Annotated in this window: 12 protein-coding genes; 3 read left to right on the top strand and 9 right to left on the bottom strand. The window is 65.8% G+C overall.

The genetic code is table 11. The features are described 5' to 3' along the window. Nucleotides 1-16: 16 nt before the first annotated feature. Nucleotides 17-418 (top strand): arsenate reductase (glutaredoxin), encoded by a 402-nt coding sequence (gene arsC / locus CIT39_RS11990; protein ID WP_094975156.1) that lies wholly within the window; start codon nucleotides 17-19, stop codon nucleotides 416-418. 195 nt (nucleotides 419-613) lie between these two features. Here arsC and CIT39_RS11985 read toward each other — a convergent pair whose 3' ends face one another. The 5 genes from CIT39_RS11985 to CIT39_RS11965 all read right to left on the bottom strand — a co-directional run bounded on the left by CIT39_RS11985 (nucleotide 614) and on the right by CIT39_RS11965 (nucleotide 6,642). Continuing rightward, a complete protein-coding gene (locus CIT39_RS11985) occupies nucleotides 614-1,378 on the bottom strand; it encodes a hypothetical protein (protein ID WP_094975157.1) in 765 nt (254 codons plus the stop codon). A 196-nt stretch (nucleotides 1,379-1,574) separates the two neighbouring features. Continuing rightward, nucleotides 1,575-2,018, bottom strand: coding sequence for a hypothetical protein (locus CIT39_RS11980; protein WP_094975159.1), 444 nt, complete (start codon nucleotides 2,016-2,018; stop codon nucleotides 1,575-1,577). 30 nt (nucleotides 2,019-2,048) lie between these two features. Beyond that, nucleotides 2,049-5,453 carry a CHAT domain-containing tetratricopeptide repeat protein gene (locus CIT39_RS11975; protein WP_094975160.1) on the bottom strand — a complete coding sequence of 1,135 codons (3,405 nt, stop codon included), beginning with the start codon at nucleotides 5,451-5,453 and terminating at the stop codon, nucleotides 2,049-2,051. Nucleotides 5,454-5,676: 223 nt separating this feature from the next. Continuing rightward, nucleotides 5,677-6,438 (bottom strand): hypothetical protein, encoded by a 762-nt coding sequence (locus CIT39_RS11970; RefSeq protein WP_094975161.1) that lies wholly within the window; start codon nucleotides 6,436-6,438, stop codon nucleotides 5,677-5,679. 15 nt (nucleotides 6,439-6,453) lie between these two features. Further along, entirely contained in the window at nucleotides 6,454-6,642 is a 189-nt protein-coding gene (locus CIT39_RS11965; protein ID WP_094975819.1) for a hypothetical protein, read from the bottom strand. A 252-nt stretch (nucleotides 6,643-6,894) separates the two neighbouring features. Between CIT39_RS11965 and CIT39_RS11960 the strand changes: the two genes are divergently transcribed. Beyond that, nucleotides 6,895-7,869, top strand: coding sequence for a DUF2336 domain-containing protein (locus CIT39_RS11960; RefSeq protein WP_094975162.1), 975 nt, complete (start codon nucleotides 6,895-6,897; stop codon nucleotides 7,867-7,869). A gap of 195 nt (nucleotides 7,870-8,064) precedes the next feature. Here CIT39_RS11960 and CIT39_RS11955 read toward each other — a convergent pair whose 3' ends face one another. The 4 genes from CIT39_RS11955 to CIT39_RS11940 form a co-directional block, all read right to left on the bottom strand. Then, nucleotides 8,065-8,409: a DUF1491 family protein gene (locus tag CIT39_RS11955; protein WP_094975163.1), complete on the bottom strand. Its 345-nt coding sequence runs from the start codon at nucleotides 8,407-8,409 to the stop codon at nucleotides 8,065-8,067. A gap of 53 nt (nucleotides 8,410-8,462) precedes the next feature. After that, a complete protein-coding gene (locus CIT39_RS11950; RefSeq protein WP_162308459.1) occupies nucleotides 8,463-8,672 on the bottom strand; it encodes a hypothetical protein in 210 nt (69 codons plus the stop codon). A gap of 154 nt (nucleotides 8,673-8,826) precedes the next feature. Continuing rightward, on the bottom strand, nucleotides 8,827-9,561 hold the full coding sequence (locus tag CIT39_RS11945) for a peptidoglycan-binding domain-containing protein (RefSeq protein WP_094975165.1): 735 nt from the start codon (nucleotides 9,559-9,561) through the stop codon (nucleotides 8,827-8,829). Next, nucleotides 9,554-11,419, bottom strand: a complete 1,866-nt coding sequence (locus CIT39_RS11940; RefSeq protein WP_162308458.1) for a PAS domain-containing sensor histidine kinase — start codon at nucleotides 11,417-11,419, stop codon at nucleotides 9,554-9,556. The genes CIT39_RS11945 and CIT39_RS11940 overlap by 8 nt, the downstream gene beginning before the upstream one ends. 411 nt (nucleotides 11,420-11,830) lie before the next feature. Here CIT39_RS11940 and CIT39_RS11935 point away from each other — a divergent pair, with 411 nt between their 5' ends. Then, entirely contained in the window at nucleotides 11,831-12,265 is a 435-nt protein-coding gene (locus tag CIT39_RS11935; RefSeq protein WP_094975167.1) for a DUF5330 domain-containing protein, read from the top strand. Nucleotides 12,266-12,310 lie beyond the last annotated feature (45 nt).

Raw genomic sequence — 12,310 nt, 5'->3', positions numbered from 1 at the left:
AGCGGAAAACCCGAGCATGAGTGTCACGATCTATCACAACCCCGACTGCGGCACCTCGCGCAACACGCTGGCGATGATCCGCCAGAGCGGCATCGAGCCCGTCGTCGTCGAATACCTGAAGACGCCGCCCTCGCGCGACAAGCTGATCGAGCTCGTCAAGGCGATGGGCATCTCCGTCCGCGCGCTGTTGCGCGAGAAGGGCACGCCCTTTCGCGAGCTCGGCCTCGACGATCCCAAATGGACCGATGACGAGCTGATCGACCAGATGCTCGCGCATCCCATCCTGATCAACCGCCCGATCGTGGTGACGGCGATGGGCGCGCGCTTGTGCCGGCCCTCCGAAGCCGTCATCGGTCTCTTGGATCGTCCGGTCGGCCGGTTCGTCAAGGAAGACGGCGAAGTGGTGGACGCGCGGTAGACTGGCCTCGATGGCAGCAGCTGTCAGGCGACAGTAGGACGCAACTTCGAGACGGCCGCGTGGTTGAACCCGCGCATCACGAGCGCGCTATCGATCGGCGAACCCACTGTCGATCGGAGAAACGCATGAGCACCATCACCGGAGGCTGGCTGCGCATGAACTCACGCCTTGGCGGCGAGAGGCGCTGCGTCCTCCCTATCCGAGCAGGCCTTTCAATCCCGCATAGATTGAGCCGACGCCCGTGGCCGCGACGCCCGCCAGCGGGCCGATCGTCTGCATGAGGTCCTGGATCAGCCGGGCACGGCGGCGCAATTGCTCTTCGCCGACGTGCTGCCCCAAGAGGCGTGCGACGCGGAAGGCGAATGCGTTCGGTTTGCCGCCCTGCGTCAACACGCGGGGCAGCACCTGGAAGATCACCACGCTCAAGATGTTTCCGGAGACGAAGGCGAGCAGAATGCTGGCGCCGTATTCGAACACCTCGCGCCACTCGATCCAGGCTTCCGGCAGGATCGGGACATGATCGTGAACGCCGGTGACCGTCAGCATCGAAAGCACGCTGACCGTCGCCGTCAGGAAAGCCAGCACAAGGGCCGTCAGCGCGGAGACACGGTGCAGCGGATAGGCCACGAAGCCGAACAGAAGCGGTATCACGATCGACGCGATCCGGAGCGGGATCGGAGACACGTTGAGGGTGATGGTCACCAGCACATGCGCGATCACCAGCAGCACGGACGGAATCGCAACGTAGAGCACCGCATGCGTCAGGTAATAGCGCAGCGGGTTCTTGTAGCGTTCAAGCCGGACATGGACGCGGTCGAGGTCACGCCTGAGCTTGTCCAGGTCGGCGACGATGGCGTCGATTTCGATCAGCATCGGGCGCACGATGCGCAGGTCCCGCGAGCAATGCTTGCACGCGATCGCTTCGTCCTTGATGGTCTCGGCGCAGAACGGACACTCCATCGCTAGCGCGACTTCCTTCGCCTTGTGATGGCTTCGACCTCGTCTCTGGCCCGTCTCAACTCATCGCGCAATTCCTCGCGCTTGCGCAGGAGATCGTCCCGCTCAGCCAGCAGGGTGGCGGGAACGGCGATGTCGCGCCCGCAGGAGGGGCAGACCATTGCGCCCTCCGCAGTGCCGGCGCAGCAGTAAGGACAGCTCATTTCGGCCCGACCTTCAAGGTGAAGATGGTGGTACCGGCCCGGCCGTCGCTGTCCTTGATATCGACCCGCACCGTGTATTCGCCCGGCGGCAGTTCGGCATCCTGCATGTTGATGCCCTCGGGCTTCACGAAGGGCTTTACCCTCGGGGTGAGGTCCACGTTCGGCGTGCGGAGGAAGATCATCTTGACCGATTCCGGGTCGATCTTTGCTCCACCGAACGATTCGAACTTCAGCACCAGCGGCATCGGCGAGCTCATGGAATCGCCGGGCGAGATGAACTCGACCTTCGGGCCGCGCAGGATGCCGCGCCGGTCGGCTGCGATTGCTCCCTTCGGAGGCGGCAGCTTGGCTTCTTCCTCGGTGATCAATTGCGTGGCGCGCGCAGGAGCCGAAAGCAATAAACCTGCCGCCACAACGCCCAACAAGACATTCCGCGTCATCGTCTTTTCACCCCTTCCGTCACCTGTTGGTCACCGCAAGCCGCCATCGCCGATGATCGTGTAAGGCGCCCAGAACAACGGATGCGCATACGCAAACTCGGTCTTGCCTTCGCTGTTGAGATAGCCGGGACCATCGACGAGCGCCATCGCCGCCTGGCGCAGCGCTTCGCTGCGCGACAGCTTGGGATCGTCCGCCTGCCGCTTGAACAGGTCCGTCACCAATTGCCGCGCCGACTGCGAATGCACCGACCAGTTCGTCACCAGCAGCGCACGCGTTCCGGCATAGAAGAACGCGCGGCCAAGCCCGGACGCCGCCTCGGCCCCGGCGCCCGCTCCCGCGCCGGTGTTGCAGGCCGAGAGGATCACCCAGTCCGCATCGAGCTTGAGGCCGAGAATCTCCTCCATGGTCAGGAGACCGTCACCGCCCTCGCCTGTCACGGCCGGCGAGGATAAAGCGAGCGCCGGCTGCGTCAGCCCGTTCAGCTCACCCGGAATGAGGCCGTGGGTGGCAAAGGCCAGAATTCTGAAGCCGGACAGATTCATGGTCTTCACCGCGCTCTCGGTGGCGTCCTTCCCAAGGAACAGCACCTTCGAGGGATCGGCCTGCAGCGCGAGCGCGATCGATTTCAGTTCGTCCGCGGTGTCGGGTAGGCGCGGCAGCAGACCAAGCTCGGCGCTGTCGACGCCCTCGAGCTTGGGACTGTTGCGCCGCTTCAGCGGGCCGCCGCGCGTGACATTGCCGCCGGCATCGGCAACCTGCACCTTCTCCCCGGCGCCGTCCGCCTCGGTCTGTTGATCCCTGTTGAAATAAGGATCGCCGAAGGCGACGAGGTCGCCGCGACCGGCCTTGCCCGGCGGCAATTGCCGCAGCGTGCGCAGCGCCGCCGCCGACGGCACCGTCGACACGGCATGGGTCCGCGCCAACCACGGCACGTTGCGATAGCCGACGAACAGCGGGTCCTCGTCGGCAGCCACCTCCACCTTTGCGGTCGGCAAAAGGGACAGCGGCAACAGCCCAAGCGCGCCATTGGTCACGACGATCAGGTTCTTCGCCGGCTTCCATCCGCTCTCGACGGGTTTGAGCAGAAGCTCGTAGAGTTCATGGCCGAGCGCGAGGTCGAACGGCGGAATATCCGAGATCATCGCAGCCTGCGGCTCAAGCGCTTCACGCAGCTTGCGGATCTTGCTCTCGATGTCGCCGATCTTGGCCGGTACCGCGGCGAAGGCGACCGGCCCCGATTTCGGTACAGCCCACACGAAGCTGGCGTTCTGGCCGAAATAGAACGACAGCATGGCCTCGTCGTCGGCCAGCGTGGCGCGGATATCGGCGACGCTGGGCGGCCTCGGCGAAACGAGATCGGCGTAGATCGGAAACTTCTGCTTGATCTCCTGGCGCGCCTTGTCCCGCTGACCGCGCAGGGCCGCTATCGAGGCCTGGATCTGCGCGACACCCTTGTCGTCGCGCTCCGCCGCCGGAAGGGCGAGCACGTTGTTGAGAGTACCGAGCTGGGCGTTGACCTGCTTGGTCAGGTCCTGCTCCTTGCGCACGAGTTCTGCGAGCGCAGGATCCTTCGCGGCCGCGCGCGCACTCGAGGCCGCCAACGCCTGCTGCACCGAACGGCCGCGGATGGCGTCGGCAAGGCTGAACGTCTCTTCGCCGACAGTCTTATTGGTCCCCTCGGCCCTCGCCAGGAGCATCAGATAGCTCTCGACGATGGCCTGCAGCCGCTGGCTGCGTGCGGCGACGACAGTCGTGTTCTCGTCGTCGGCGTTCTCGTTGGCGCCAGCCATCATGACCGGGATGGCGGCCTTGTATTCGCGGATCGCTTCGGCGTCACGCCCGGCGCGCATCAGGCCCATGGCCAGGGTGCCGCGCGCCGATGCGGCGTCGAAATGATTCTCGCCGACGCGCGCGATTTGCTTCTTCACGAGCTGCTCGGCGGCCGCGATGCCGGCGTCCAACTGACCGGAGCCATAGAGCGACAGGATGCGGGAGGGATTGAGCTCGAACACCTGACGGCGCTGAGGATCCCAACCCGTGACGGCCTTGTCGATCCGCGCGAACATTGCGCCGGCTTCAGCATTCTGACGCCGAAGCGTCAGGATCCCGGCGAGCTGCGACAACACTTGCACCGTCGCTTGCGAATCCTCCGGCACGCCCACCTTGTTGGCGATCTCAAGGGCGACACGTCCAAGTTTCTCGGCCTCCTCATAGCGGCCCTGGTCGACGAGGATACCCGCAAGTCCCATCACGAAACGCGGCGTGACGGAATTGTACTTGCCGGTATCCTTCAGGCGCGAGAGCAGCGCGCGGCGCGCATCCACCTCGGCCTCGGCGAGCCTGCCCTGCTTCGCCTTCATGCGCGCCTGGTTCAGGATGATGCCGTCGATCGCCTGCAGCAGGATGGTTTCGGCGGGCGGATTGTCAGCTTCCAGGATCGCCTTCGTGCTCGCGCGCTTGCGCAGCTCGGCATTGCGATAGGCGACCTCGGCGTCGGCGAACTGTCCGCGCGCCTCGAAGATCAGGGCTCGCCCGAGCTCCAGCTCGCCTTCCCAGCCCTGGCCGAACTTGGCATAGGACGCTCGCCAGTTGGGATGACCGCTGGTGCGGGCCTCCTGGATCGCGGTCTGGCTGCGGCGCAGATAGCCCTCGGCCTGCGCGACGTCGCCCATCTGGATGAGAACGCTCGCGATGCCGCGGTTGGTGTTGAACTGCAATCCCTTGGCGCCGGGCATGCTGGCCGATTCGCGCAGCAGCCTCTGCATGATCTCGAGCGACCGCTTCGGATCGCCCGCGAGGGCGTGCTGCAAGGACTGAAGCTGCAGGATACGACCCAGCAGGTTCGGCCCCACCGCGCCGCGCCCGACCTCCGCGGCCTTGTCTGCGTCCGCCATCGCTTCGGCGAGCCGGCCAAGCTGGGCGCGCGCGTTGGCGCGATCGAAATAGAGCTGGGCGAGATCCTGGCGCGACTCTTTGCCCGTCGGGACGGCGTCGGCATCGGACTTCAGTTCCGCGATCATCTTCTCGTCGGGCCTGTCGCCGTCGAGGACGGCGGTAATGTCCGCGATGCTGCGGGGCGGCGCGACGAAGTCCTTCGGAAGCGCCGTGCCCGCCTCGAGCTTGGGCGCGCTCTCCTTGGGAACCTCGACAGCCACATTGGCCCGGCCGTTGGCGGCATTCAGCGCCGCCATCACGCAGGATCTGACCTGGGGCGAAGCCTTGGCGCGGCAGGCTTCGAGATTGGCGCCGCCACCGGCACGCATGCAGGCCTGCACGATCGGCTTGCCGATGGTCATCCGGCAATTCTCCAGCGCCGCTTCCTTGCTAAGCGCGGCGGCCGAACCGGTGGTTCCGAGCAGGATGGCAAGAGCCAGCAGGGTGCGGTGGGAAACGTCCGGACGGCTCGTAAAAGGACGCAGGGCGTCTAGGAGCATCTCTATGGACCTTTGGGCAAATGACTTGAAGAAACAAAATAATCCTAGTCATCCGGCCCCGAAGGACAAGCGCAATCAGGGTTCCTGAACGAAGTCTGGGCTGGGATGAAGGTTATGATGCAGCGCGGCGCGGCCTGGGAGCACTGCAAGAGCGCGGGATTCGCATCCCAATGCAGCCGATTGACGGGGACGGCCCGCTCGCCACGAGCGGCCTTTGCGCGTCTCAGCCCTTCGAAACCACCGCACGTCCATAGGGCGGTTGCGCCTGGACCGGCGGGTTGGCGGTCTGGGCCGCGAGTTCGCCGATCAGGCGGTCGGCGTCGGCGGCCAGGCCGTCGGGGGCCTGGATCACCAGGCGCTCCAGCGCCCAGCGGTAGGACGAGATGCGCTGTTCCAGGCATTGCTGCACCCACTGCACGATCAGCGAGTTCTCCTGCATGCGCGCGACCGCGTCGTCCTTCTCCCTCGGCGAGAGCGCGGAGACGCGGGCCATGCTGGCATTGCGCTTCCTGTCGAGGTCGATGACGCGGATCGCACTGGCGAAGAACGGCTCGAAGCGGGTGATGTCGTTGCGCACGTCCTCCATCAGTTGCGCATAGCGCGAGGAATGCGAGCGGTGCGGCTCGTCGATCAGCGTGCGGCCGTACATGGTGCGGTCGAACACGATCTTCTGCTGCCACGGCGAGGGCATCGCCTTGTAGTCGCCGAACACGCTCTTCCAGGCGGGGCGCGACAGCGGCGGCTCGATCATGGGATAGGCGAGGTCGCGCAGCTGGCGCTCCTCGTCGGTCAGTTGAAATTGCGACGGCTTCAGACCGACGCTGCCGGTGACCTCCGCGCCCAGCCAGCGATGCATGTCGTCGCTGCGCATGCTCTCACGGGTGCGGCCGAAATCGCCGCCGCTACAGGCCGCGAGGCTCGCAGCCAAAAGCGCGAGCAAGACGGCCGACAGGACAGACCGGATCTGGCGGATGGTGTCCGGCATTGCAAAAGCCTGGAATCAGCGACGGCGACGACGGCGCCCCGGCGCTGTGCCCTGCTCCGGCCCGTGATCTCCGCTGGCTTCGTCTGCCTCGCGCTCGATACGGATGACGGGAAGGATCAGGATCGTTCCCATGTCCGCGCGCGGAGCGACATCCCTCGACGAGCCCACCCGGCGACCGGCCGGAAATTCAATGATGGTCCCCATGTCAGCTCTCTTCGATTGCCGCGCGATCATGCGCGCCCGTGCAACATGCATTCATTAAGATCAGTTCATGGTTAACGGGGTGTAAACGTCGGGGTGGAACCGTAACCGCACGGGCCGGCCGCGACGTCCCGCTGCGGCACGAGATCGCTTCAAATCGAGCGTTGGGTTTCACGCCTCGTTTTCCTTAACGAGCCTTTAAAGGAGCCTGCGATAGGCTGGCGACGAGTATCTCTTCCAGGTCGCGTATCCTCCATGACCAAGTCGCTGTTTCCCGGATTCGACGGGCTGATGTCGCTCTCCCGTCGCGAAGGCGTCGATGTTCGGCCGACGCTGCTGCGCGTGCTGACCGACCTTTACGTCCAGAAGAACACCCACAGCGACGACGAACAGCGGCAATTCATCGAGCTTGCGACGCGGTTGATCGACCAGGTCGACGATGCCACGCGCGCGGCCGTCAAGGCGCGGCTCGCAATCTATCCGCAGGCGCCGATCCCGGTTCTCCAGAAGCTCGGCCTGGTCGCGGCGCAGGAAGGCCGCAGGGTTCCGCTGGCCCGCGAGATCCCTACGCCCGCACCCGCCCCCTCGCCGGTCCGCACGCCGACCGACGCCGAGCGGCGCATGGCCGCCAACATGGCGATGCAGCCGACGGACGCCGCGGAGATCCACGACATGTTCTTCCGCGCGGGCGCCTCCGAGCGCGCGCTGATCCTGCACAATCTGGCGCAGACCCCGCTGAAGGCCGCGCCCCGCATTCCGACCGCGCGCGCCAGGCGCGCGTTCCAGATCCTGGAGATGGCGGCGATCGCGGGCGATGTCGAGAATTTCACCCTCGAGCTCGGCGACAGCCTGATCCTGCCCTCGCGCGTCGCAGCCCAGATCGTCGATGATGCCGGCGGCGAAGCGCTCGCGGTCGCCGCGCGCGCGCTCGACATGCCGAGCCCGAATTTCCAGCGCATCCTGCTGTTCTTCAAGCCGGAGATCGGCAATTCCGTGAACGAGGTGTACCGGCTGTCGCGGCTCTACGATCGCCTCAGCGACCGCTCGGCACTGGTGATGCTGGCGGCCTGGCGCGGTTCGACTCTCGCCGTCACCCGCGCAAAATACCAGCCGTCACTGCATGACGGCGAACGCCAGCGCGCCCGCGCCGGCGCGAGCCAGACGCGGCCGGGCGTGCAGCCGGGCGCGATGCCGCGCCGCACCGGTACCGACGGATCGTCGGAGCGCTAGTTCGCCACGCCGGCACACGATGGAGTTCGTGCCCCGGACGCAGCACAGCGCTCCCGGCGATGCGAAGCATCGTACGGTGCGATGCGGTGTTGAGCCGTGGCTCATCTCGCGGCGTCCGTTCGTGTCGCTTTCCGGGTCCCGGCTCTGCGCGGCAACGCTGCGCGTCGCCGCTCGTCCGGGACACGGGAGCAGCAGCTACGTCTTCGCCAGGTCCAGGAAATGCCGCCCGGCGCGATCCTCGGTCTCGACGATCCATGCGTCCGGATCGAAGCGGATTTCCTTGGCGAGACGCTCCTCGATCGTGTGCTCCGGCAAGGGCTGCTGCGCGACCGGCACGAAGAAGCGATCGACGGGGCGGTCGTCGTCGTACGACGTCTGCGGCGCCGGAGCGTAGAGCATCGCCTGGCCGTCGAGCAGCGAGACCTTGACGAACACCGCACCCGCCTCCTCGGCACCGCGACGAACCACTGCGCCGTACACGCCCTCGGTCTGGCACCGGCGCAAATAGGCCGCGACCCATATGTTGGATTTCAAACGCATGAGTCGAACGATAGGCCAGCGCGACGCGCGCCGCCAGTGTCAGTGTCCGAATGTCACGCCTTGCTTACACCTTGCCCGCCGTTGATCTGGCGCGCCACGAGGTATGACAGCGGCATTGCAAGTGCAAATCCCACGGCGACCGCATAGGGGATGTTTCTGATCGCGTCCGCGGCGAAACTCGGCACCATCAGCACGACGATCAGGCTGACGCCCGCGAGCACCGTACCCAGCACGATCCAGACCAGAACCGAGACCTTGAACATGACAACCTCTCTTCTTCCTTGAAGATGGTCGATCATGTTCCCCGAAGCTGCCGGCCGTCATTGATCCCGAGCAAATCGCCCGTGCGCGGGCGGGCCTGCCTTGCCGGAGCGGCATGCCGGGAATTGATCGGCGTCAATGACAGCGAGATACGCGTCAATCGACGGGATGGCCGATTGCGGCGCCGAGTTCGCGCAGCAGCCGGTCGGACAGCTGGCCAGTGACCTGCATCCTGTGCTCGCGCTCGAACTTCTGGATCGCGGACTGGGTCTCGCCGCTCATCGTGCCCGTGATCTTCAAATTGCCGTAGCCATATTCGGACAGCGCGCGCTGCACGCCGGCGATGCGCCGTGCGGCCGGGCCATGCGGCATGGGGATCGGCGCCGGCGGACGCATTGCGGATTGCGGCGTCGACGTCGTTTGCTTGACCAGATTGGTCATCGGATCGTTCGAGCGCGTCGATGCGGTCGCCTCGACGGGTCTCTCCGGCGGCTTCTCGGCGGCTCGCTCGACGGGCTTGGGCTCGGCAGGTTTGGGCTCGGCAGGTTTGGGCTCGGCGCGGAACTCCGTCGCGCGCGGCTCCAGCGGCGAGGTATCGGCGCCGACCGGGCGCGGACGCGGCAAGGGGTTCGGCAGCGCCACGGAGGAAGGCGCGGGAAGATTGATCACGGTGCCGAACATCGGCGCCGGATGCCGACCGGTCTGCAGGAACAGCGCGTTGGTGACGATCGCACCGATCGCAGCGACGGCGACGAGGCCGGCTAGCGTATCTTTGGGGCTGTGCAGCAGCACGCGCATCACGAGGTTGCGCTCGGTCTCGACATCGACGACGGCGGCCTTGGCGCCACGGCGGCGCGGAGCGGCTTCGTCCTTGGCAGACTTCCTAGGCACTTTTCTTCACCAGAGCGGGTTGGTCCTGAGACTGGTCGTGAGCTTGGTCTTGAAGGTCGTGACGCTGCACCGGCGCCAGCGTCGCGACCTTGCTCTCGACCGGCTTGACTTGCGGGGGCGTGTAGACGAGCGGCAGCCTGACGGTGACGAGAGTGCCCTCTCCCAATCTGCTTTGTACCGTCAATTCGCCGAGATGCAACGCCACGAGGCTCTTGACGATCGAAAGTCCGAGGCCGGTTCCCTCGTGACGGCGCTGATAGGTCTTGCCCGCCTGGAAGAACGGCGCGCCGATGCGGTTGAGATCGTCGGCCGCAATGCCCACGCCGGTGTCGCCGATGCGCAGCGTCAGTTGCGAACCCGACACCGAAGCGGTCACCGAGACCTGACCGCCGCGCTCGGTGAACTTGATGGCGTTGGCGACGAGATTGAGCACGATCTGCTTGAACGCCCTGGGATCGCCGGTCATGACCGGCAGATCCTGCGGCGCGTCGGTGATGAGGTCGATGCCGTTCTCCCGCGCCTTCAGCGCCAGCAGATTGCAGCAATGCAGCAGCGCGGCGCGCGGCGCGAACGGCTCGGACGCGATCTCGAAATTGCCGGACTCCATCTTCGACATGTCCAGGATGCCGTTGACGACCGACAGCAGATGCTGGCCGGAATCGTTGATGAGCTGGGCATATTCCCGGCGCTGGGCCGCACCCAGCATCAGGGTCTGCTCCTGTGCGATCATCTCGGAGAAGCCGATGATGGCGTTCAGCGGCGTGCGCAGCTCGTGGCTCATGGTGGCGAGGAAGCGCGTCTTGGCGGCATCGGCCGCTTCCGCGGCGCTGCGCGCCTGTTCCAGCGCCTGCTCGGACAGCTTGTACTCGGTGACGTCGCGCATCACGGCGACGACTTCTGCCTCGCGCGTATCGTCGCCATGGGGATTCTGGCCGAAATCCCGGTCGAGCGGGCGGCAGCGCATCTCGACCCAGAGGAAATCGACCTGGCCGCGCTCCGAACCGTCGGGCTCACGCCGTAGCCGGAACTCGATGCTGCGGACGTCACCGCGCGCGGCAGCGGAGAGCGCGGTGAGATAGGCCGGGCGATCGGCGACATGGACGCGGTCGAACAGGCCATGCCCTAGCAGTTGCGCCACCGGCATGCCGAGCATGGCCTCGGCCGCGGGCGAGATGAACTCCACCGCACCGTTGCGCCGATGCCGCGAGACGACGTCGCTCATGTTGCGGGCGAGCAGGCGATAACGCTCCTCCTCGCGCGACAGCAGCGCAACGCTGGTACGCGCGAGCGATTCCGCGCCGAAAGCAAGGCCAGCGGCATAGAGCGTCGCCGAGACGACGCCGCACGCCATCAGCACGCCACGTTCCGCGGTGCTGGTGTCTGCGACCGGCAGCCAGCCGAGCTGGCCGGCGAGGATCAGGAGTCCCGCACAGGACAGCGCGAGCAATGATGCGAAGGCCGCGACGCGGCGCGAGGCCGACAGCGCGGCTTCGAGGGGAACCACGACCAGCCAGACCGCGGCGAATGATTCGATGCCGCCCGTGCTGCCCGCGACAGCCATGATCAGGCCGGCGAGCGCCAACGACGACAGCACATGCGCACCTTCATAGCGGCCGGTGCGCGACAGGAACCAGGACAGCAGGATCGGCGCGATCAGCCAGGCGAAAGCGGCGACCTCGACCGCGCTCGGCGCGCCACGCATGGCGAGATAAACCGGGAATGCGGCAAAGGCGGCCAGGCTGCCGAGCAGCCGAGGCGCCATGAAGGCACGATGACGCGCCCGCATCAGCGCATCGTAACGCGCGGAGGGATGCAGCAGTGCATCGAGACAATCGCGGATGATACTCAAAACTGTCACGGGTCTCGCGCTTCGGCTCACTCGTCCTTTGAAGACGCGCCGCAACGCCTCCTTATCGTTGAGCCACCGTGTCAGAGCGACCTTAAACGAGTGCTAAGGCGGCCCGGTGCGCGGCCGGACGCCGCGACATCGCGGGGCCTTTTAGACGATTTGGCGACGTCTTCGGCGAGGATGGTGAACACAGGGTTTCCCGCATCCCGGCATGGTTTCGAATTGGTAGACATTCGTGCCGGCAAAATCCCGGGCGCCGGCGTCAATCGAAAATTTACGACACCGTCGATCTCGAAGATTTCTGCGCAAATTTTCCGCGAATTAAGCTCAAGGCAATCACTTGCGATTTATCGAGAGTTGCTAGGTCGAAACGCGCGCGGACCATCGCCGCGGACGGGATCTAACGTACAGGTCGACAAGATGCGCTTTCTGCTCCGCATCACATTCTGGCTCGGGCTGGTGCTGGTGCTCCTGCCCAGGGACAAGACGCCCGAATCGGAGAAGCTGCCCCAGATCGGCGCCGCCGACGCGGTTCAGGCTGCGACCGCGGCCGTCTCCGACATGACCCAGTTCTGCAAGCGCCAGCCGGCGGCCTGCGAGGTCGGCGGACAGGCCGCGACCATCATCGGCCAGCGCGCCCAGGATGGCGCGCGCAAGATCTACCAGATCATCAACGACAAGAAAGAGCACATCAGCAACGACAAGAACGAGAAGAACGACAAGAAGGCGCCCGACCATACCGGCTCGATCGCGATGGCCGGCGAAGGCGATGCCGTCTCGAGCGAAGCGCCGCACGACACCCTGAGTCAGGACGACCTCGCGCTGGAATGGCGCGGCCCCTCGGCGGCGAATTAGCGCCCAAACCCTATCGATTTCATCTCCTCGCATCCTTATATTGGC

The organism is Bradyrhizobium symbiodeficiens, from assembly GCF_002266465.3.
In the GTDB taxonomy this organism is placed as follows: domain Bacteria; phylum Pseudomonadota; class Alphaproteobacteria; order Rhizobiales; family Xanthobacteraceae; genus Bradyrhizobium; species Bradyrhizobium symbiodeficiens.
The sequence above is the reverse complement of the archived record's forward strand: the minus strand, read 5'-3'. Positions and strand labels throughout refer to the sequence as shown.